Raw genomic sequence first — 21,366 nt, forward strand, 5'->3', positions numbered from 1 at the left:
TGTAGCCATTGTTTACTCCTGGACCAGGGCGGGCGAGTGGTTGAGCAGCGAGGCGGCGGTGGCGACGGCCGCGGCCACGTCACCGTCCTGCGGATAGAGCAGCGTCCGTCCCACGGTGAGGCCGCGCACGCCCGGCAGCGCCAGGGCGGCCTGCCAGCTGGCGAAGACCTCATCCGGGTGCCCCGAAGGATCCCCGCCGAGCAGCACGGTGGGCAGTGTGGTGGCCGCCATGACACGCTCCATCTCCGCCACCACGGGAAGCTTCATCCAGGTGTAGGCACTGGTGGATCCCAGACCCTGGGCGATGGCCACGGACTTGATCACGGCATCGGCGGAAAGGTCGTTGCGGACCTTGCCGTTCTCCCACACCGAGAGGAACGGCTCCACCATGGCGATCAACCGGCGCTCGGCCAGCGAATCAATGACCCTCGCCGTGGCTTCAAGCGTTCCCACGGTGTCCGGATCGCCCAGGCAGATGCGGGTGAGCATCTTGCCGCCGTCGGCGCCCATCGATTGCAGGGCGGTGGCGGTGTGGCCGGTGAAGCGGTCGTCAAACTCGTTGACCAGGCCGGCCAGTCCCCCACGGTTCATGGACCCAAAGATCAGCTTGCCTTCGAGGGCACCCATCAGCATGAGGTCGTCCATGATGTCCGGGGAGGCCAGCACACCGTCGACGGCCGGGTTTGCCAGGGCAATCTGCAAACGGTCCAGCAGGGTGCGCCGGTCCGCCATCGCCACCGCGTCCGTGCGGACGGACAGGGCTCCGCGTGCCGGGTGGTCTGCGGCGACGATGAAGTTCTGCTGCCCGTACTTCAGCCCGGGGTGGCGGCGGCGCGCTGCCGCCGCCCGCGCAATGGCCGCCGGATCCTCAAGCCGGATTCTGCTCAGATGCTCGTACCGGCGCGGGTCGTCATTGGCGCCGTCGACGATGCTCAACGTTGGTGTGCTCACTGTGCGGCACCTTCCGGGGTCAGCCGGCCGCGTTCGGCCAGCAGTGAATTGACTTCCTCCGGTGTGGGCATGGCATCCGCGCAGGAAAGACGGGAGGCCACAATGGCACCGGCGGCGTTCGCATAGTCCAGAACCCGCTCCAACGGCCAGCCGGAGAGCAGTCCGTGGACGAAGGCTCCACCGAAGGAGTCGCCGGCGCCCAGACCATTGAGCGTCTCCACGGGAACGGGGGCGGAGACGACTCGCTCGGTGCGGGTCTTGGCCATCACGCCCTCGGGCCCCAGCTTGACGACGGCGATCTCCACACCGGCTGCGAGCAGCCTGTCGGCCTGCTCGTCCGGGGTGCCTTCGCCGACGGCCACCGCACATTCCTTGTCATTGCCGATGGCAACGGTGACATGCGGCAGAATCCTGGCGATCTGGGTCCGTGCGGCCTCTTCGGATTCCCAGAACATGGGGCGGTAGTCGAGGTCAAGGATGGTGTACTGGCCGATGCGCAGCTGGTCCCGGTCCCGCGCCTCATGGGCCCTGAGGTGTGCCCCTCGGCTGGGTTCCTGGCTCAGTCCCGTGACAGTGGACCAGAAGACCCGGGCATCCCTGATGGCGTCGGTGTCCAATTCCGCGGCCCTGATCTGCAGGTCCGGGGCGGTGGGGAAACGTCCGTAGAAGTACAGCGGAAAGTCATCAGGGGGCATGATGGCGCAAAATGTGACGGGCGTCTGCAGCTTCGCGACGGGGGTGACGAACTGGTCGTCAACGTTGAACTTTCGCAGTTCGCGGTGCAGGTAGGCGCCGAAGGAGTCGTCCCCGGTGCGGGTGATGACAGCCGTCCGGCGTCCGTGCCGGGCCGCAGCCACGGCGACGTTGGAGGGGGAACCGCCAAGGTACTTCCCGAAGGAATTGACGTCTTCCAGACCCACGCCAATGTCGTTGGGGTAGATGTCGACGCTGATGCGCCCGATGGTAAGCAATTCATGTGACACGGTGATCAAAAGACCTTTCTGCGACGAACGTTCCCCAGGACTGGTAGATCATTGATCCGGCGGAGCCTTGATGCTGGCGGCCGCCGTGTGAGCGGGGCCACAAGAACCACTGTGCATCAAAATTCATGTCCTGTCAAAGGTTTGTTCTGACATATTTACAACTTTATGAATCTGGCTTCGCGCGCCCCGAGGGACAGGTGCGGACCACCCTGCGAGTGGCGCCCCCTAGCTCTTGTGTCGGCGGGGAACGGCCAGCTCTCCGGTCACGTATTGGGCCCGCCCGTAGCCGAAGGACCAGTCGCCGGCGGTGTTTTCCACATAGCCCACAAACACGTCCTCGCCGGCAATGCCAACGGCGGCCAAATTCGCCGATATGGCGGCAAAAAGCGATTGCTTGGCCTCCTGCGAACGCCCCTCCTGGGTGAAGATCTGGATCATGACAACGCCGGCGGTGCGCTCGAACCCCAGCCCGGCATCCTGGGCAACAATCTGCCCCGCACGGTGCTCGGTCAGGATGTGGAAGTAGTCCCTTTCCGGGATGCCATATTCGGCCAGAATGGCATCGTGGATGCTGCGACTGAGGCCCTCCACTTCCCGCGCGGTCCGGCCTTCATTGATGTCAATGCGAACGAGTGGCATGGCACTTCCTTTGTTGGTTTGTCCTGTCATACTAACAAACATTAAAGACCAAGGCCAGAGGGAGTACTGGGAAGGCCGGCGGCAGGTTAACAAATTAACCAACCTGGCTTCCGCAAAACCCTGCCGCGACGTCGGATCCGTCCCGTAGGGTAGTTGTTCCGGGCAATTGTTTTCCCCAGCAGCCAATGGATTCGAACGTAACCAAGAAGTGGCATGGCCGACACATACTCATCGCAGTCCACCCTTTTCTCCTCCATCGCCAGGCTGGTGCCGCATCTGCGGCCCATCCTGCCGCGGCTTTTCCTGGGCCTCGTCTCGGCCCTCGCCGCCAGCCTCGTGGCCCTTGCCATTCCGCAGGTCTACCGGGTTCTGATCAACTCCGCACTGCACCCGGGAGGCGCCGCATCCAGCGTCTGGATTGCCGCCGTCGTCGTTCTGGTGCTCGGACTGCTGGAGGCCACCTTCGTGGTGCTGCGCCGGCAGTTTGTGATCGTGCCGGCCACCACCGTGGAAACGGGGATGCGCACCTCCTTCTACCGCCACCTCCAGCAGTTGTCCGTGGCCTTCCACGACCGGTGGGGCTCCGGCCAGCTGCTCAGCCGCGCCATGAGCGATCTGAACTTCATGCGCCGGTGGATGGCCTTTGGCGCCATCATGATGGTGGTGACGACGCTGACCGTCACCATCGGCGTCATCCTGATGTTCTCCATGAGCTGGCAGCTGGGGCTGATCTTCCTGGGCGCCGCCGTGCCGATCGTCATCTTCGGCTTCCGCTTCCGCCGCACCTACGGCCAGGTCAGCCGCAAGAGCCAGGACCAGGCCGGGGATCTGGCCACCGCCGTGGAGGAATCCGTCCACGGCATCCGTGTCCTGAAGGCCTTTGGCCGCGGCCGCGAGGCGCTTGACGCCTTTGCCGAGCAGGCCGCCGAGCTGCAGGAGACGGAGATCCACAAGGCCAAATCGCTGGCCGTGTTCTCCCTGGTGGTCACGCTGCTGCCCGAGCTGGCGCTGGGCTCCGGTCTGGTGGTCGGCATTCTGCTGGCCACCCAGGGCGAACTGTCGGTGGGCTCCCTGGTCGCCTTCTTCGCCACGGCCGCCGTCGTGGCCGGTCCGGTGGAGGCCATGGGCCCGCTGATGGCCATGACGCTCGCCGCCAAAACGGCCATCGACCGCCACTACGAGGTCATGGACGCCCAGAACACCATCACCGACCCCGAGGAGCCCGTGCACCTGGACAAGGTCCGCGGCGACCTCGTCTTCAAGGACGTCCACTTCCGCTACCCTGACACCGAGGAACGCGCTGCCGACATGCTCGACGGCGTGGACCTGGCCCTGCGGGCCGGGGAGACGATGGCCCTGGTGGGCGTCACGGGCTGCGGCAAGAGCACGCTGCTGCAGCTGGTCCCCCGCCTTTACGACGTCACCGGCGGCTCCATCACCCTCGACGGCGTGGATCTGCGCGATTTCACCGTCCACGAGCTGCGGACCCATGTGGCCGTGGCCTTCGAGGACACCACCCTGTTCTCCAACTCCGTGCGGGAGAATGTGCTGCTGGGCGCGGCCGAGCACCCCGGCCTCACCCCGGACGAGGTGCTGGACCAGGCGTTGGAGGTGGCCCAGGCCGGCTTCGCCCACACACTGCCCGATGGCGTTGACACGCTGATCGGCGAGGAGGGGCTCAGCCTCTCGGGTGGGCAGCGCCAGCGGATTGCGCTGGCCCGCGCCATCGCCGCCCGGCCCGCCGTGCTGGTGCTGGACGATCCCCTCTCGGCGCTGGACGTCAACACCGAGGAGCGGGTGGAGGCACGCCTGCGCTCGGTGCTCTCGGAGACCACCACGCTGATTGTGGCCCACCGGCCCTCCACCGTGGCCATGGCGGACCGCGTGGCGCTGCTGCAGGACGGCCGGATCACCGCCGTCGGCACCCACGCCGAGCTGCTGGCCGGCAACCACCACTACCGCTACGTCCTGGCCAGCCTCAGCGAGGAGCCCAAGGACCTGGACACCGATCTGGATGATGAGCTCGACGAGCTCGACGACGACGCCCGGGAGGTGCGCGCATGAGCCAGCCAACGACACCGGCCGACAAGCCCCAGGGCACCGCCAACGAGGACAGCGTCCATCTGAGCCAGTCCGACAGCAGGGCCGTGCGGCGCCGCTCCGTGCGGCTGCTCGGCTCGCTGATCCGCCCGGTCCGGCGCCGCTTCATCATCACTGTGGTGCTGGTGGTCCTCTCCCAGGCCGCCCGCGTGGCCGGGCCGCTGCTGATCGCCTTTGGCATCGACCACGCCCTGCCCGCCCTGGCCGGGGGCAGCAAGGATGCCTGGCCGCTGGTGCTCACCGGCGGCGGCTATGTGCTCGCGGCGCTGGCCAGCTCCACGCTGACCGCCGCCTACCTGACCGCCACGGCGCGGCTCAGCCAGGCCATGCTGCTGGATCTGCGCATCCGCGTCTTTAGGCACACGCAGCGGCTCAGCCTGGAGTTCCACGAAAACTACACCTCCGGGCGCATCATCTCCCGGCAGACCTCGGACCTGGAGGCGCTGCGCGAGCTGCTCGATTCCGGCGTTTCCTCGCTTGCCTCCGGCATCGTCTTCATGTTCTTCACCGCCATCAGCATCTTCACGCTGGACTGGATCACCGGCGTCATCGTGATGCTGGCCGGCATCCCGATGTTCTTCCTGGCCCGCTGGTACCAGACCCGCTCGCAGACCGCCTACCGCTCCTCGCGCGTGGTCTCGGCGAAGCTGATCGTGCACTTCATCGAAACCATGACGGGCATCCGCGCCGTCAAGGCCTTCCGGCGCGAGGAGGACAACGCCGCCCGCTATGACGAGCTGGCCGAGGACTACCGCAAGGTCACGGTGCGCTCGATCAACCTCAACGGCATCTTCCAGCCGGGCCTGGTGCTGATCGGCAATGTGACGGTGGCGGTGGTGCTGCTGACCGGCGGGTTCCGCGTGCTCGACGGGGGCATCGCCGTCGGCGCGCTGCTGGCCCTGCTGCTGGCCACCAAGCGCTTCTTCCAGCCGGTGGACCAGATGGCCATGTTCTACAACTCCTTCCAGTCCGCCCAGGCGGCGCTCGAGAAGGTCTCCGGCCTGCTGGAGGAGGTGCCCACGGTGCGCCCGCCGAAGAATCCGGTGGCTCTGCCGAACCCGCGCGGCGAGATCGACTTCAAGGACGTCGAGTTCGGCTACGGCGACGGCCCCGTCATCCTGCCCCGGATGTCCCTGCACATCCCCGCCGGGCAGACCATCGCCGTCGTCGGCCAGACAGGCGCGGGCAAATCCACCCTGGCCAAGCTCATTGCGCGCTTCTATGACGTGAGCTCCGGCTCGCTGACGCTGGACGGCGTGGAACTGCGGGATCTCTCCCCCACGGACCTGCGCCGGGCCATCGTGATGGTCACCCAGGAGGCCTTCCTATTCTCCGGCACCGTGGCGGACAACATCGCCCTGGGCAACCCCGCCGCCAGCCGTGCGGAGATCGAGGCCGCGGCCAAGTCCGTGGGTGCGCATACCTTCATCAGCACGCTGCCCGAGGGCTACGACACGGATGTGAACAAGCGCGGCGGGCGCGTCTCGGCCGGCCAGCGGCAGCTGATCTCCTTTGCCCGGGCGTTCCTGGCGAATCCGGCGGTGTTGATCCTGGACGAGGCGACATCGTCCCTGGACATTCCCTCCGAGCGCATGGTCCAGCAGGGCCTGCGCAGGCTGCTGGGCGCCGATCCCGACGCCGCCGGTGGACCGTCCGCGGGCCGCACCGCGTTGATCATCGCGCACCGGCTCTCCACCGTGGAGATCGCCGACAGGGTGCTGGTGGTGCACGACGGCGCCGTCGTGGAGGATGGCACGCCGGCCGAGCTCATTGCCGGCGGCGGCCGTTTTGCCGACCTCCACGGTGCCTGGGAGGACTCGCTGGTGTAGCCGGAACCCGCGGTGCACCACGCTCCACAGCCGATTTCGCGTTAGCGCCCCATGTCCGCTATTCTTTAGAGGTTGCTTTTGCGGAACTGGAAACGGTTCGAAAGGTCAACGGATCGGGGTGTGGCGCAGCTTGGTAGCGCGCGTCGTTCGGGACGACGAGGCCGCAGGTTCAAATCCTGTCACCCCGACCAAGAAAAAGAGAGGGTCTTCCGCAAGGAAGACCCTCTCTTTTTGCATGCGCGGTTCCGGTGGCTTCGCCCCCGCCCGGTCGACGACCCGGTCGAGGACGGCACCCGGGACACGTTTTCCCGCCTAGGACGCGTCCACAATTGCGTCCCAACCGGGGAATGGCATCCGCCCCGGACCAAAAGTGGCTACACGCTGTCCAGGGCCCAGTGGCGCAGGGCCATGAGTGCGGCGCCGTCGCTGCCGGACGAGGGCGCGGAGGCGCCCATGCCGACCACTGTGGAGCGGTTGCCAATGTTCAGCTGGCGGGCGGCCAGTGCGGCGCGCACGGGCTCCAGGAGCCTGTCTCCGCATTGGGAGAGCTCGCCGGCCACCACCACGCGGCTGGGGTCCACAATCATGGCCGCGGTCGCCATGGCCCGGCCCAGCAGGGTGCCGGCCCAGGCGATCACACCAAGGGCCACCTCGTCGCCGTCGTCGGCTGCCGCGGCCAGGGCGGCAATCGAGGCGAAGCTGCCGCCACGCGCGGCGGCCTCGGCCAGCACATTCGCCACCCCAAGGTAGCTTTCCAGACAGCCCACACCCCCGCACCAGCAGGGCTTGCCCTCGAAATCAACGCTGGTGTGCCCCAGCTCGCCGGCCAATCCATTGCCGCCGCGCAGCGGGGAACCCTTCACCACCACGGAGCAGCTAATGCCGGTGGAGAGCACCACGTACAGCAGATCCTCGGAGGCCAGGGCGTAGCGCGCGGATTCGGCCATGGCGGCCAGGCGGATGTTGTTGTCCCACAGCAGGGGTGCATCCAGCAGCAGGCGCAGCTCCTCGAAGGAGGCGCCCTGCGGATCGCTTTGGCGGGTGTCGTCGTCGGCCAAGGACGCGGGATCCGCATGCCGGCTGGCCACGCCCACGCCGATGCCCAGAATGGAATCACCTCGGACCACACCGCTGTCCACCAGGGAGCGCACGATGCCCACGGCCCGGGAAACCTTTGCGGCCAGCTCCATGGCGGGATCGATGTCGAGAAGTTCGTGGGCCACGGAGCTTCCATCAAAGCCGGCCACGGTGACGCTGATGCGTGCGCGGCCGAGCTCAATGCCGACGGCGGCGCCTGCCGTTGGATCCAGGGTGAGCACCTTGGTGGGGCGGCCGTTGCGGCCCTCCCCATAGTGTTCCTTCACGCTTTCGGCCAGCACCCCGCGCTGGCGCAGATCGCCCACAATGGCCGAGAGCGTGGTGCGGGACAGCTTGGTGTCCTCTTCCAGTTCGCGGCGGGTGCGCGGCCCGTTCTCCACCAGCGCTTCCAGAACGCGCAGCTCGTGGCGCCGGCGCACCGCCTGCAAGGCACCATCTTCCCTGGTGAGCATGACATCCCTCCGCACAGCCGCTGGGCAGCGGCGCCGGAACAGCGCCGCTGATTTATGTAAAGTCTATTGCCTTAACTGGCGTTCCCGTGCATTGCGACGTGTCGGCATGGCCGGAAAGACAGCTGTGCCCGGACACCGACCGGTGTCCGGGCACAGCTTTAAGTCTCTAACCGCAGTCCCTGCTAGTACAGCTTGGGAGCGACGGAGTCCGGCCAAATGCCGGGGGCTGCGCTGACCTTGTCCGGCCAAATGCCGGGAGAGTCCGGCCAAATGCCGGGCGAGTGAGTCCAGCTACCCGCGGAAGAAAAAAGACCCAGGGCCATTACCCCCGCAAGCATGAGTGACGCTGCAAGCTTCTTCATGACACCACCTTTGTGAATTGGGACGTACTTCGTTCGCACAATCGGCGCCCACGGCGCGCCACAAGCACAGAGGCACTTGTTGACAACAATTGTAAAATCTATCCTAGGCAAGGTGTCAAGATAGTTACAGTATCTGTAAGTGAATGTCTTTGGCCGCTTTGTTGATGGTTGGCGACCCTGGGCGCAGGAGAGGACCTTGTGGGCAATAGTTTTGGAGACCGGCTCCGCAACGAGCGGCTGGCCCGCAGCCTGACGCAGGCCGAGCTGGGCGGGGATTTGTACTCGGCCAGCTACGTTTCGCTGCTGGAAAACGGGCGCCGCGAACCCACCATGGAGGTCATCAAGCAGCTGGCCAAACAGCTCCAACTGGCTCCGCACGCCGTCCAGGAATGGACCATGCCCGTCTCTCCCGCCGAAACTGCCTACCTGCTGGCCGCCCTGTACGCCCGCCAGTCGTGGGACATGCGCGACTACGCCGCTGCCGCCCGCCAGGCCGGCGTTGCCGCGGACAAGGCCCTGGAGAACAAGGATCCCGTCTCCTGGTGGAACATGGCCTACCTGCAGGCCAATTCCCTGCTGAAGGACGCCGATTTTGCCGGCTGCCGCGCCGTGGTGGCGGAACTGCTCAAGCACCCCTTGTCCGAGGAATCGGTGGGGCTGTCCGTGCGCGCCCGGCAGTTGATGGCCTCGGCCTCGCTGGGACTGGGCCAGTTGAGCGAGGCCATCGACCAGGCCACCGCCGCCGTCGAGCGGGGCACCGGAATCCCCGAGGAGTTCGACGCCTACATTGCGGCCCTGCGCACCCTGATCGGTGCACTGGCCGAAACCGGCCGCCTGGATGACGCCTGGAGCCACTGTGTGACGCTCTCGGCGATGCTGGATGACTCAGTGCCCTCGCAGCTGGCCGGGGAGATCTACTGGGTGATCGGCAACGTCGCGTTCATGCGCCACGACGTCGACCAGGGCCTGGCCAACCACGCCAAGGCGGGCCGGATGCTCTCCCCCGCCAGCGATCTGGCCCTGTGGGCCCAGTTCAACAAGGCCACCGCCTGGGTCCGCCTCGCCGCCGGCGTGGTGGAACCGGCCACCATGGAGGCCATCGAACGGGCCGAGCTGGCCCAGTCGGTGGTCGGTGCCAACCTGAGCGACAGGCTTGAAGTTTCGCTGCTGCGTGCGCGCTGGCTCTACCTCAACGGCTCCATGGACGATGCCCTGGCCCTGCTCCAGGCCATCAACTCCCAGCAGGATGCGCTGGCCAAGCACACCGCCGGGGACACCGCGCTGCTGCTGGGCAAGGCGCTGAAGGCCCTCGGCCGCACGGCGGAGGCACTGGTGGCCCTGAACGAGGCCAAGGAGCACTTCGCGGAGGCCGGCGCGGCGGACCGTGTGGCCCTCACAGTGGACAACATCCTGGAGATCCGCGCCGCCGACAGGCAGAAATAGCAACGCCGCCCAACTGGGTGACAGTTATCGCACATTCCGGACCGAATTTTGTGCGATAACTGTCACCCAGTTGGGCGGCGGGGGACGGTCTAGGCGAACGTGCGGCCGGTGAGCTTTTCGTAGGCCTCTACGTAGCGGGCGCGGGTGCGCTCGACGACGTCGGCCGGCAGGGCGGGCGGCGCGGTGTCCGAGGCCTTGTCCCAGCCGGAGGCGGCGCTGGTGAGCCAGTCGCGCACATACTGCTTGTCGAAGCTGGGCTGGGCCTTGCCCGGCTCCCAGAGTCCGGCGTCCCAGAAGCGCGAGGAATCCGGCGTCAGAACCTCATCGCCCAGGGTGATGGTGCCCGTGGCGGGGTCCACGCCGAACTCCACCTTGGTGTCGGCGAGGATGATGCCGCGGCCGCGGGCCACTTCCTCCGCGCGGGAGTAGATGTCCAGGGTCAGGCTGCGCAGCGACCCGGCCGCCTCGGCACCGACGGTCGCGACGACGGCGTCGAACGTGATGTTCTCGTCGTGCTCGCCCACCTCGGCCTTGGCCGACGGCGTGAAGAGGGCCGGTTCCAGGCGCGATCCGTCCACCAGGCCGGCGGGCAGCGGCAGGCTGCAGACCGTCTGCTGGGCACGGTACTCGATCAGGCCGGTGCCCGTGAGGTAGCCGCGGGCGATGCACTCGATCGGGAACATCTCCAGCTTCCGGCACACCATGGCCCGGCCGGCGACGGCGGCGGGGACGCCGTCCTCCACCGTGCTGGCCACCACGTGGTTGGGCACCTCGAGCTGGTCGAACCACCACAGGCTCAGCTGCGTGAGGATGCGGCCCTTGTCCGGAATTTCGCTGGCCAAGATGTGGTCGAACGCGCTGATGCGGTCGCTTGCCACCACCAGCACGACGTCGGAATTGAACCGTTCATTGCCCGAAGCCGGTGCGTACAAATCGCGGACCTTGCCGGAGTAGATGTGCTCCCAGCCGGCCAGTTCAAGGGGTGCATGGCTCATGCTGTGGCCCCCTTGCCCTTGGACTCGACAATGATTTCGCCGCGTGCCGCCTTGGCGGCGATGTCGGTGCGGTACTGGCCGCCCTCCAGTTCGATGGCCTCGATGCCCTCGTAGGCCTTCTCGCGGGCCTCCACCAGATCGGTGCCCAGGGCGACGACGGCGAGCACACGGCCGCCGGCGCTGACCACATTGCCATCCTCGTCCGCTGCCGTGCCGGCGTGCAGCACGTGCACACCCTCGAGGCGGTTGGCCTTCTTCAGGCCGCGGATGCGGTCCCCCGTGCGCGGAGCCTCGGGGTAGTTGTGGCTGGCGAGCACCACGGCGACGGCCGTTTCCGGTGCCCAGCGGAGCTCCTCGACGTCCGCCAGGTGGCCCTTGGCCGCGGCCAGCAGCAATCCACCGAGCGGTGTCTTGAGGCGGGCCAGCACGGCCTGGGTCTCCGGGTCGCCGAAGCGGGCGTTGAATTCGATGACGCGGGTGCCGCGGCTGGTCAGGGCCAGTCCGCAGTACAGCACGCCGACAAAGGGGGTGCCGCGGCGGGCCATCTCATCGATGGTCGGCTGGGCCACACGGTCGATGACCTCCTGGACCAGGCCCTCGGGGGCCCACTCCAGCGGGGAGTAGGCGCCCATGCCGCCGGTGTTGGGGCCCTCGTCGCCGTCGTAGATGCGCTTGAAATCCTGGGCCGGGGCCAGCGGGACCACATTGCGGCCGTCCGCCAGGACGAAGAGGGAGACCTCGGGGCCGTCCAGGAATTCCTCGATGACCACCTGGCCGCCGACGTCGAAGCAGCTCTGCGCGTGCGCCAGGGCCTCGTCGCGGTCGTTGGTGACCACCACGCCCTTGCCGGCGGCCAGCCCGTCGTCCTTGACGACATAGGGGGCGCCGAAGGTGTCCAGGGCGTCGGCCGCCTCGGCGGCGTTGACAGCCACCTTGGCCATCGCCGTCGGCACCTGGGCCTCGGCCATGATGGCCTTGGCGAAGGCCTTGGAGGCCTCCAGCTGGGCGGCCTCCTTGCTGGGGCCGAACACCGGGATGCCGGCGGCGCGGACGGCGTCCGAGACGCCGGCGGCCAGCGGGGCCTCGGGGCCGACGACGACGAGGTCGACGTCGAGCTTCAAAGCCAGGGCTGCCACAGCAGCGGGGTCATTGCCGTTGATCGCATGCGTGGGCACCAGCTCGCTGATTCCGGCATTGCCGGGCGCGGCGTGGACCTCGGAAACGTTCGGATCGCGGAGCAGGGAGCGGACAATGGCGTGTTCGCGGCCGCCGGGGCCAATCACTAGTACCTTCACGGTTTCAAGGGTACTTTGCCGCGGCGCCTGAACCGCCACCGCCTGCGCAATTGCTAAGCTGCACGCGCGGCCCCGCGCCTACGGTGATGTCCGGGCCCCAGTGCATAGACTTGGCGCATGCTTGCCACTTTCAGTGCGGACGACGCCGCCGAACTTGCCGTCATCGAACGCAGCGGCTTCGTGGAATCCCGCCATCTGGGCTCGGCGGTGCTGCTGGCCGCCGATGGAACGGTTGTGACGTCGCTGGGCACCCCGGATGGGCCCGTCTACCCGCGCTCCAGCCTGAAGCCCCTGCAGGCGCTGGCCGTCATGCAGGCCGGCGTTCCGCTCCGCGGCGCCCAGGTGGCGCTGGCGGCCGCCAGCCACACCGGCTCGCTGAACCACATGGACGTGGTCTCGGGCATGCTCCGGGCCGCCGGCTGCACCGAAGAGGATCTGGGCTGCCCCGCCGTCTGGCCCCGCGACGAGGAGGCCCACGCCTGGTTGGTGCGCACGGACAAGGGCAGAAGCAGGATGGCGATGAACTGCTCCGGCAAGCACGCCGCGTTCCTGTGGGCGTGCGCGGAAAACGGCTGGAACAAGCACAGCTACCTGGAGCCCAACCACCCCCTGCAGCAGCGGGTGCGCCAGACCGTGGAGGAGTACGCCCAGGAGAAGATCCTGCACACCGGGATCGACGGCTGCGGCGCCCCCGTCTTCGCCATCACGCTCACCGGCCTCGCCCGCGCCTTCTCCACCCTGGCCAAGGCCCCCTCGGACAGGCATGCCAACGCCCGCGCCGCCACGGTGGCCACCTCCATGCTGGACTACCCCTGGGCGGTGCAGGGCCGCGGCACGGCCAACACCATCGTGATGGAAAGCCTCGGTGTGATCGCCAAGTCCGGCGCCGAGGGCGTGCTGGTGATGGCCACGCCGGCCGGGGCCTCCGTGGCCGTGAAGATGCTGGACGGCAACGGCCGTGCCGCCACGCTGGTGGGCTTGACCATGCTGGCGGCGGCCGGCGCGCTGGACATCCCCGAGGTTGCCTCCGTTCTGGAGGCCGTGGTGGGTCCGGTGACAGGCGGCGGCCGTCCGGTGGGCAGCCTGCGTCTGGGCGCCGACGTCGGCGCCCTGCTGGACTAGGCGCTCCGTGGCCAACCGCCGCATCGACACCGCGCAGGGCTCCGCAGCCCTCACCGCCTGGACCGCGGCGGCCGGCAGCGTGCCCCGCCCCGTGCTGGCCCTGGCGGTGCGCTACACGCTCGAGGAGGTGGCCGCACGCGCCCCGGGCAACTCCGTGGAGGTGCGCGTCCCACCGTTTGGGGTCGCCCAGTGCATCCCCGGACCCCGGCACACCCGCGGCACCCCGCCGAATGTGGTGGAGTGCGACGCCGCCACCTGGCTGGCGATGGCCACCGGCACCCTGGCCTGGGCCGACGCCGTCGCCGCCGGATCCGTGGCCGCCTCCGGTCTGCGCGCGGACCTGTCCGAGCTGCTGCCGCTGCTCTGATTCGTTCCCATGGCGCCGCCCGCTTGGGCGGCTGCCGGCGACGGCGGCGCGGGTAGGGTTAAGGGATGATGTCCCAGCCCTCCCCCGAGTCCAACGGCACCGAATCCACCAGCCCCGAGCCCGCCGGCACCGAACCAGCACCGGCGCAGCGCCGCGAGATCACCATCCGCCGCGCCCCAAAGCTGGTCCCCTTCCTCGTGCTCGGCGGCCTGCTGGGCATTGCCGCGGCAGGCATCGTGGCCGTCGCGGCACCGGGCAGCAACGAATTCGACAGGTCCGCCGTCTTCGGCTTCTTCGCCGTGCTGCTGGCCATCCCCGGCGTCGGACTGGGCGCCGTCGCCGCGCTGACGCTCGATCTGATCGGCCGCCGCCGGAGCACCACCGCCGTCGTCGAGGAAGTCCCCGATTCCGAGGCGGAGTAACCTTCCGGAGGGCGGTGACAGAGAGCACGCCTCGGCATGAGATAATTTTCCTGTGGCACGCGGAGACGGAAAACTATCCCACGATCTTTTACCCGATGAAAAAGGACCCCAGGATGCCTGTGGCGTCTTTGGTGTTTGGGCACCCGGTGAAGAGGTCGCAAAACTTACCTATTACGGGCTGTATGCACTACAGCACCGTGGACAGGAATCGGCCGGCATCGCGACAAGCGATGGCGAGCGGATCAATGTCTACAAGGACATGGGGCTCGTGTCCCAGGTCTTTGACGAACCCACCCTGAATACCCTGACCGGGCACATCGCCGTCGGTCATTGCCGGTATTCGACCACGGGTTCGTCCAACTGGGCCAACGCCCAGCCCACCCTCGGCGCCACCGGCACCGGCACCGTGGCGCTGGCGCACAACGGCAACCTGACCAATACGGCTGAGCTGTATGACATGGTCATTGCCCGCGACGGCGTTCCCACCTCGGGCGAGATGGCCCAGGGAAACACGTCCGACACAGCCTTGGTCACCACCCTGCTCAAGGGCGAGGAGGGCAGCTCCCTGGAGGAGACGGCCCTGGCGCTGCTGCCGAAGATCCACGGCGCCTTCTCCTTCGTCTTCATGACCGAGGGCACCCTGTACGCCGCCCGCGACCCGCACGGCGTCCGCCCGCTGGTCCTGGGCCGGCTCAACCGCGGCTGGGTGGTGGCCTCCGAGGGCGCCGCCCTGGCCACCGTGGGTGCCTCCTTCATCCGCGAAATCGAGCCCGGCGAGTTCATCGCCATCGACGAGGACGGCGTGCGCTCCCAGCGCTTTGCCGCCGCGACGCCGGCCGGCTGCGTGTTCGAGTACGTCTACCTGGCACGCCCGGATGCGACCATCGCCGGCCGCTCCGTGTACGAGTCCCGCGTGGAGATGGGCCGCCAGCTGGCCCGCGAGAACAAGTTCGACGCCGACATCGTGATCCCCGTGCCCGAGTCCGGCACCCCCGCCGCCGTCGGCTACGCCGAGGAATCCGGCATTCCGTTCGCGCACGGCTTCGTGAAGAACGCCTATGTGGGCCGCACCTTCATCCAGCCCTCCGAGACGCTGCGCCAGCTGGGCATCCGGCTCAAGCTCAATGCCCTGGAATCCGTGATCCGCGGCAAGCGCATCGTGGTGGTGGATGATTCCATCGTCCGCGGCAACACCCAGCGGGCCGTGGTGCGCATGCTCCGCGAGGCCGGCGCCGCCGAGGTCCACGTCAAGATCTCCTCCCCGCCGGTGCGCTGGCCCTGCTTCTACGGGATCGACTTCGCTTCCCGCGCGGAGCTGATCGCCAATGGTGCGGCCATCGATGAGATCAGCACCTCCATCGGCGCCGACTCCCTGGCCTACATCTCCGAAGACGGCATGATCGGGGCCACGCACCAGCCGCGCGAGCGACTGTGCACCGCCTGCTTCACCGGCACCTACCCGATCGAGCTCCCCTCCAGCGACCGGCTGGGCAAGAACCTGCTGGAGCGCACGGTGGCCGGAAACGACGCGACCTCCACGGGCTGCGACCCGGGTCCGGACGCCGAGTTTGAGAACCTGCTGACCGACGCAGACAAGTCCGCCGCCGCTGCGGCACAGACGAAAGAGACGCCATGACCTCCGCCTCCCAGGAATCTGCACCCGCTGCTGGAATCACCTACGCCTCCGCCGGCGTGGACACCGAAGCCGGCGACAGGGCCGTTGAGCTGATGAAGGAGGCCGTCAAGGCCACCCACAACTCCTCGGTCATCGGCGGGTTCGGCGGCTTCGCCGGGCTCTACGACGTCTCCAAGCTGCTGACCTACAAGAAGCCGCTGCTGGCCACCTCCACCGACGGCGTCGGCACCAAGGTCGCCATCGCCCAGGCCATGGACATCCACGACACCATCGGGTTCGACCTGGTGGGCATGGTGGTCGATGACATTGTGGTGGTTGGCGCCGAGCCGCTCTTCATGACGGACTACATCGCCACCGGCAAGGTGGTTCCGGAGCGGGTAGCGGACATCGTCCGCGGCATCGCCGCCGCCTGCAAGGTGGCCGGCACGGCTCTCGTCGGCGGCGAGACCGCCGAGCACCCGGGCCTGCTGGCCGAGAACGAGTACGACGTCGCCGGTGCCTGCACCGGTGTGGTCGAGGCCGATCTGCTGCTGGGCCCGGAGCGCGTGCGCGCCGGCGACGTCATCATCGGCATGGCCTCCTCCGGACTGCACTCCAACGGCTACTCCCTGGTCCGCCGCGTGGTCAACCACGCCGGCTGGGCCCTGGACCGCCAGGTTTCCGAGCTGGGCCGCACGCTGGGCGAGGAGCTCCTGGAGCCGACCCGCGTCTACGCCGCGGACTGCCTGGATCTGGCGCGCTTCCTGCCCGTCACCTCCGAGAACGCCGTCCACGGTTTCAGCCACGTCACAGGTGGCGGCCTGGCCGCCAATCTGGCGCGCGTGCTGCCCCAGGGCCTGGTGGCCACGGTGGACCGCTCCACCTGGAGCCTGCCGGCCATCTTCTCCCTGGTCTCGCAGCTGGGCAATGTCCCGCTGGCCGATCTGGAGCGCACGCTGAACCTCGGTGTGGGCATGGTGGCCGTCGTCTCGGCCTCCGCAGCCGATGCCGCCGTCGCGCGTTTGAACGAGCGCGGGCTGCCGTCCTGGATCATGGGCACCGTGTCCGTGGAGGACGCCACCTCGGACAAGACCGGCCCGGACTACGTCCAGGGTGCCAAGGGTGTCGACGGCGGCGCCGTCCGCCTGGTCAACGCCTACGCCTAGACCGCCGTCCTTCGCTGTTTAACCCAACTGAGTGACAGTTGTCGCACGTTTTCCAGCGATTTATGTGCGATAACTGTCACTCAGTTGGGCGGGGTCAGAGGGCGAGGGTGCCGTCCACGCGCTGCGGGATGCCCAGCGGATTGTCGTCCCGCAGGGCCGCGGGCAGCAGATGGGCGGGCAGCCCCTGGTAGGCGACGGGGCGCAGGAAGCGGGCAATCCCCGCAGTGCCGACGGAGGTCGACGCCGGTGCCGTGGTGGCCGGGTAGGGGCCGCCGTGCTGCTGCGCGTAGGTCACCGAAACGCCCGTGGGCCACTGGTTCCACAGCACCCGGCCGGCCTTGCCCGCCAGGATGCGCACCAGCTCCGGGGCGAGGGCATCGCCGTCCTCGCCCTGGATGGTGGCCGTCAGCTGGCCGTCCAGGGCCTCCGCGACGGCCAGCAGTTCGCCGTCGTTTTCATAGGCCACCACGAGCGCCGCGGGGCCGAAGCACTCCGTGATGAGCGCCTCCGGGTCTGCCAGCAGGGCCGCGGCAGTGGTGGCGGCCAGCGACGGCGCGGGCGGGGCGGCCAAGGCATCCTCCGTGCCGCCCAGCGGACGGACGTCCGGGTGCTCCAGCAGTTCCTGGAGCGCGTCCACATAGCCGGATTGGATCCGCTCGTTGAGCAGCAGCGCCGGGGCCGGGCGGGCCGCCGCGGCCAGGTCCTGGACCATGCCGGAACCGGCCGGGACCAGCAGAATGCCGGGTTTGGTGCAGAACTGGCCGGCCCCCAGGGTGTAGGAGGCCATGAACCCGTCCACGATCTCCGCGCCCCGGGCCGCGGCCGCCTCCGCCATGACGAACACGGGGTTGACGCTGCCCAGCTCGCCGAAGAATGGGATGGGGTCCGGGCGGGAATTCGCCAGGTCGAACAGGGCCCTGCCGCCGGGGATGGACCCCGTGAACGCGCCGGCCTTGATGCGCGGATCCAGCAGGGCATCCCTGCCGGACTGGGTGCCGTAGATGAGCGCCAGAAGCCCTGCCGGTGCACCGGCAGCCGCCAGGGCCGCTGTGGCCACGCGTCCGACGGCGGCCGACAGGCGCGGGTGCCCGGAGTGGACCTTGACCACCACCGGACATCCGGCGGCCAGGGCGGAGCAGCTGTCGCCGCCCAACACGCTGAAGGCAAAGGGGAAATTGCTCGCGGCAAACACCAGCACGGGTCCCAGGGGTTCCAGTACGCGGCGGATGTCGGGCCGCGCGCCCATCGGCCAGGCCTCGTCGGCGTGGTCGATGCGCGCATCCAAGTAGCCACCGTCCACCAGCAGCTCCGCGAACAGCCGCAGTTGGAAGGTGGTGCGTTTGAGCTCGCCGCCAAGCCGCGCGGGGGCCAGGTTGGTCTCCTCCTGCGCCAGCGGGATGAGCTCCTCCGCGGCGGCGTCGAGGGCATCGGCGATGGCCAGCAGGGCCTGGGCCCGCACTCTCGCCGGGGTCTGGGCCCATGCGGCTGCGGCGCCGTGGGCGGCGGACAGGACGTCCTCGAGGGCCGCCGCGGACGTGGGTGCAATCTCGGTAACAGTCATTCTTGGGATCCCTTGTCTGCAGAAATGTCGTCAAAATCGTCAAATTCCAGGGCGGCCAGCTGCCCCAGGGACACCGGTGCGGCCAGGGTTCGCTTGGACATGGCGCGCAGGTCCGCCTCCGACACCGGCCGGGAGGCAAAGTCCGCGGCAATGCTTGCCGTGGCGTATCCGCACACCCGGCCTTGGCACCACCCCATGCCGGGGCGGGCAAAGGACTTCAGGCTGCGCGCGTCGTCGGCGCCCAGCTCCTCGTGGGCCCGGCACAGGGTGCCGTAGTCCACCTCCTCGCAGCGGCAGACGAGTGTTTCGGGGGCCAGCCAGCCGTGCCAGCGCGCCGGAACCGGATTGGCCCGGTGCATCGCCAGGGCGAACTCCCGCAGCCGCGCGCGCTCCCTTTGCAGCCGTGCAATGCGGCGGTCCAACTCGGGCTGCGCGGCCGTGGGCCGTGCGGTTTCGGCCGCGCCGGCCCCGGCCGCCACGCACAACGCCGCAAGCTCTCCCTCCACCACGGCCATGGCCGCACCGCCCACGCCCGTCGCCTCACCTGCCACGCTGATGCCGGGAACGGAGGAGGCCATTCTGTTGTCGACTACGGCGATGAGCGAGCCGTCCGCGTCGACGGCCGTCTGGGCACCGGCGGCCAGGACCAGTTCAAGCTGGGCCGTAAACCCCCAGCCGAGGGCGACGAGGTCGCAGGCAATCCGCCGCCCGGTCCCCGCCAGCACCGAGCCGTCCGGGCTCAGGCGCGAGATGGTCACGGCCTCCACCCTGTCGGTGCCGTGGATCTCCGTGACGGCCGTGCGCACCTTGTAGGGAATCCTGTGCCTGGCCAAGGCGGCCGCGTAGGCCAGCCCCTCGCCGGCCTTCTCGGGAGCCCGCACGGCGCCGGCCAGGTTCCCCAGCCAGCCGGTGGGGCTGTTGGCCTCGCAGATGGCGGCCACCTTCACACCAGCTCCGGCCAGGCCCGTGGCCACCGGCAGCAGGAAGGGCCCGGTTCCGCCGATGACGGCGACGGTTCCCGCCGTCGTCCGATTGCCCTTCAGCAGGGCCTGGGCGCCGCCGGCGGCCATCACGCCGGGCAGGTCCCAGCCGGGGACGGGAAGCTGCCGGTCGTACCCACCGGGGCACAGGATGACGTGCGCGGCACGCACCTGCCCGGGTTCGGCGGCGTCGGACCCCGGCACGTCAACCGCCGGAGCCAGCCGGAGCGTGGCCGCGCCGCCGTGTCCGCCGGGCTCGATGAGCCACACCTGCCGACCGGGCAGGTACACCAGCCTTCCGGCACCCCGGTGGCGGTTCAGGCGGGTGCGCAGGTCAGTGAAACGCTTCCAGTCGTGCTGGCCGGCGCCTTCCCGGAACTGGTCCGGGTTGGCGGCCGCGGCGGCTTCATCCGGATGGCGCCAGAACTGCCCGCCCGGCTGGCTGCCCGCATCCACCAGCGCCACGCCCAGGCCGGCGTCGGCAGCGTGCACGGCGGCGGCCAGCCCGGCCGGCCCCGCCCCCACCACTGCTACATCGAAGACCTCAAGCATCGGGACGTTCCCCCATGCCGGTTTCCAAGACCATGCCATCGCGCATGGGCATGGCACAGGCGCGCTGGTTCGGGACGCCGTCGGCGGTGACCAGGCAGTCGAAGCAGACGCCGATCCCGCAAAACAGTCCGCGCGGGCGCGACGTCTTCGCCGTGCTGCGCCAGCTCGTGATGCCGGCCGCCACCAGGGCCGCGCCGACCGTCTGGCCCGCGCGGGCGGTGATGGGCATCCCGTTGAGGGTGCCGTTGATCTCAGACATGGGCGCTCTCCGTGGCTAGGTGGGCATCGAATCGTTCCGGGGCGAAGGCCGTGGCGTCCATGCCGAGCGCGGTTCCGGCCAAGGATGCGGCAATCAGGGCCCCCGTGCCCGCGCTGAGCCCGATGCCCGCACCTTCGTGCCCGCAGGCATGCCACAGCCCGGGGGCGCGGGGGTCCGGCCCAATGACGGGCAGGTGGTCAGGACAGTAGGGGCGGAAGCCGAAATAGCCGCGGAGGGCCTTGACCTGCGCCAGGAACGGGAACAGGCCGATGGCCTTGCCGGCCATCGCCGAGAGCACCCGGGGATCGAAGGACCTGTCGAAGCCCACCCGCTCGCGGCTGGAACCGATCAGGATGGTGCCCCCGCCGGTCCCTTCCACAACCGGCGAGGTCTGCAGCCCGGCGTCGGAGCTGGCCACATTGTCCACATATTCGGCCGCGTACACCTTGTGCCGGACCATCACCGGCAGGGGCTCGGTGACCATCACGTACCCCTTGCGCGGCAGCACCGGAACGCTCACCCGGGCCAGGTCCGCGATGGCACCGCCCCAAGTGCCGGCAGCGTTCACCACGGCGGGTGCGTCGATGCTGCCCCGGCTGGTGGCCACACCCGTGACGGCATCTCCGCGGCGCAGAAATCCCGTGACGGTGGTGTGGGGTTCGACGACGGCGCCCATCCCCCGGGCCAGGCGGAGCAGATGTGCCACCACCAGCATGGGCTGCACCTGGGCGTCCTGGGGGTAGTACGCTCCGCCGGCCATCCGCGGGTTGAGGTGCGGCTCCAGGCCCAGGAGCTCCCCACCGGGGACCAGCTCGACGTCGATGCCGGCGGCGCGCTGGCGCTGGGCCAGCTTCGCCAGATTGTCCTGGGTTCCGGGCCGGGCGGAGACGACCAGCCCGCCCTTGGACTCGAATTCCCACAGGTGGCCGAACTCGGCCAGCTCGCCGCGCCACAGCTGCTGTGAATACTGGGCCAGCGAGAGTTCGGGGCCCGCCTCCTTGTCGGAGACCAGGATGTTGCCCTCGCAGGCGCTGGAGGTGCCAGAGGCGATGGCCCCCTGCTCCAGCACCACCACGGAGAGGCCGGCGCGCGCGGCATAGAACGCACAGGCGGCGCCGACGGCACCACCTCCGATGACCACAACGTCAGCAACCCGGGGGAAACTCATGACAGTA

The 21,366-nt window shown here is 68.8% G+C and carries 18 protein-coding genes and 1 tRNA gene; 9 read left to right on the forward strand and 10 right to left on the reverse strand.

What is annotated here, in order from left to right; translation table 11 throughout:
- Positions 1–12: 12 nt before the first annotated feature.
- The 3 genes from K254_RS0114990 to K254_RS0115000 form a co-directional block, all read right to left on the reverse strand.
- A complete protein-coding gene (locus tag K254_RS0114990; RefSeq protein WP_051389260.1) occupies positions 13–951 on the reverse strand; it encodes a Cgl0159 family (beta/alpha)8-fold protein in 939 nt (312 codons plus the stop codon).
- Entirely contained in the window at positions 948–1,934 is a 987-nt protein-coding gene (gene iolC / locus K254_RS0114995) for a 5-dehydro-2-deoxygluconokinase (protein WP_026556062.1), read from the reverse strand. The genes K254_RS0114990 and iolC overlap by 4 nt, the downstream gene beginning before the upstream one ends.
- A gap of 225 nt (positions 1,935–2,159) precedes the next feature.
- Positions 2,160–2,573, reverse strand: coding sequence for a tautomerase family protein (locus K254_RS0115000; protein ID WP_026556063.1), 414 nt, complete (start codon positions 2,571–2,573; stop codon positions 2,160–2,162).
- Positions 2,574–2,786: 213 nt separating this feature from the next.
- Between K254_RS0115000 and K254_RS0115005 the strand changes: the two genes are divergently transcribed.
- The 3 genes from K254_RS0115005 to K254_RS0115015 all read left to right on the forward strand — a co-directional run bounded on the left by K254_RS0115005 (position 2,787) and on the right by K254_RS0115015 (position 6,693).
- Positions 2,787–4,637: an ABC transporter ATP-binding protein gene (locus K254_RS0115005; protein WP_026556064.1), complete on the forward strand. Its 1,851-nt coding sequence runs from the start codon at positions 2,787–2,789 to the stop codon at positions 4,635–4,637.
- On the forward strand, positions 4,634–6,502 hold the full coding sequence (locus K254_RS0115010) for an ABC transporter ATP-binding protein (RefSeq protein ID WP_051389261.1): 1,869 nt from the start codon (positions 4,634–4,636) through the stop codon (positions 6,500–6,502). Before K254_RS0115005 ends, K254_RS0115010 begins: the two co-directional genes overlap by 4 nt.
- A gap of 114 nt (positions 6,503–6,616) precedes the next feature.
- A tRNA-Pro gene (locus K254_RS0115015) sits at positions 6,617–6,693 on the forward strand.
- A 183-nt stretch (positions 6,694–6,876) separates the two neighbouring features.
- Here K254_RS0115015 and K254_RS23455 read toward each other — a convergent pair.
- Positions 6,877–8,052: an ROK family transcriptional regulator gene (locus K254_RS23455; protein WP_051389262.1), complete on the reverse strand. Its 1,176-nt coding sequence runs from the start codon at positions 8,050–8,052 to the stop codon at positions 6,877–6,879.
- 560 nt (positions 8,053–8,612) lie between these two features.
- Between K254_RS23455 and K254_RS0115025 the strand changes: the two genes are divergently transcribed.
- Positions 8,613–9,857, forward strand: a complete 1,245-nt coding sequence (locus K254_RS0115025) for a helix-turn-helix domain-containing protein (RefSeq protein ID WP_026556066.1) — start codon at positions 8,613–8,615, stop codon at positions 9,855–9,857.
- An 89-nt stretch (positions 9,858–9,946) separates the two neighbouring features.
- Here K254_RS0115025 and K254_RS0115030 read toward each other — a convergent pair whose 3' ends face one another.
- Both K254_RS0115030 and purD read right to left on the reverse strand, forming a co-directional pair.
- Positions 9,947–10,852 carry a phosphoribosylaminoimidazolesuccinocarboxamide synthase gene (locus K254_RS0115030; RefSeq protein WP_026556067.1) on the reverse strand — a complete coding sequence of 302 codons (906 nt, stop codon included), beginning with the start codon at positions 10,850–10,852 and terminating at the stop codon, positions 9,947–9,949.
- A complete protein-coding gene (gene purD, locus K254_RS0115035) occupies positions 10,849–12,147 on the reverse strand; it encodes a phosphoribosylamine--glycine ligase (RefSeq protein WP_026556068.1) in 1,299 nt (432 codons plus the stop codon). Before purD ends, K254_RS0115030 begins: the two co-directional genes overlap by 4 nt.
- 117 nt (positions 12,148–12,264) lie before the next feature.
- On the opposite strand from purD, the gene K254_RS0115040 reads away from it, so the two are divergent.
- From K254_RS0115040 to purM, 5 genes are all read left to right on the forward strand, one after another.
- Positions 12,265–13,269, forward strand: coding sequence for an asparaginase (locus tag K254_RS0115040; protein WP_026556069.1), 1,005 nt, complete (start codon positions 12,265–12,267; stop codon positions 13,267–13,269).
- A gap of 7 nt (positions 13,270–13,276) precedes the next feature.
- Positions 13,277–13,636 carry a sterol carrier family protein gene (locus tag K254_RS0115045; RefSeq protein WP_026556070.1) on the forward strand — a complete coding sequence of 120 codons (360 nt, stop codon included), beginning with the start codon at positions 13,277–13,279 and terminating at the stop codon, positions 13,634–13,636.
- A gap of 65 nt (positions 13,637–13,701) precedes the next feature.
- Positions 13,702–14,058 carry a hypothetical protein gene (locus tag K254_RS23460; protein ID WP_331271238.1) on the forward strand — a complete coding sequence of 119 codons (357 nt, stop codon included), beginning with the start codon at positions 13,702–13,704 and terminating at the stop codon, positions 14,056–14,058.
- A gap of 52 nt (positions 14,059–14,110) precedes the next feature.
- A complete protein-coding gene (gene purF, locus K254_RS0115055) occupies positions 14,111–15,694 on the forward strand; it encodes an amidophosphoribosyltransferase (protein ID WP_026556071.1) in 1,584 nt (527 codons plus the stop codon).
- A complete protein-coding gene (gene purM, locus K254_RS0115060; RefSeq protein ID WP_026556072.1) occupies positions 15,691–16,839 on the forward strand; it encodes a phosphoribosylformylglycinamidine cyclo-ligase in 1,149 nt (382 codons plus the stop codon). Before purF ends, purM begins: the two co-directional genes overlap by 4 nt.
- 94 nt (positions 16,840–16,933) lie before the next feature.
- On the opposite strand, the gene K254_RS0115065 is transcribed toward purM, so the two are convergent.
- Genes K254_RS0115065 through K254_RS23470 form a run of 4 tightly spaced genes read right to left on the reverse strand, consistent with a single transcriptional unit; the run spans position 16,934 to position 21,359 of the window.
- On the reverse strand, positions 16,934–18,400 hold the full coding sequence (locus tag K254_RS0115065) for an aldehyde dehydrogenase family protein (RefSeq protein ID WP_026556073.1): 1,467 nt from the start codon (positions 18,398–18,400) through the stop codon (positions 16,934–16,936).
- Positions 18,397–19,932: an FAD-dependent oxidoreductase gene (locus tag K254_RS23465; protein WP_035750239.1), complete on the reverse strand. Its 1,536-nt coding sequence runs from the start codon at positions 19,930–19,932 to the stop codon at positions 18,397–18,399. Before K254_RS23465 ends, K254_RS0115065 begins: the two co-directional genes overlap by 4 nt.
- Complete coding sequence (locus K254_RS0115075; protein WP_026556074.1) at positions 19,925–20,191, reverse strand: (2Fe-2S)-binding protein; 267 nt, start codon at positions 20,189–20,191, stop codon at positions 19,925–19,927. Before K254_RS0115075 ends, K254_RS23465 begins: the two co-directional genes overlap by 8 nt.
- Positions 20,184–21,359, reverse strand: a complete 1,176-nt coding sequence (locus K254_RS23470; RefSeq protein ID WP_035750241.1) for an NAD(P)/FAD-dependent oxidoreductase — start codon at positions 21,357–21,359, stop codon at positions 20,184–20,186. The genes K254_RS0115075 and K254_RS23470 overlap by 8 nt, the downstream gene beginning before the upstream one ends.
- Positions 21,360–21,366: the final 7 nt, after the last annotated feature.

This window comes from Arthrobacter sp. 35W (assembly GCF_000482545.1).
Classification (GTDB): Bacteria; Actinomycetota; Actinomycetes; order Actinomycetales; family Micrococcaceae; genus Specibacter.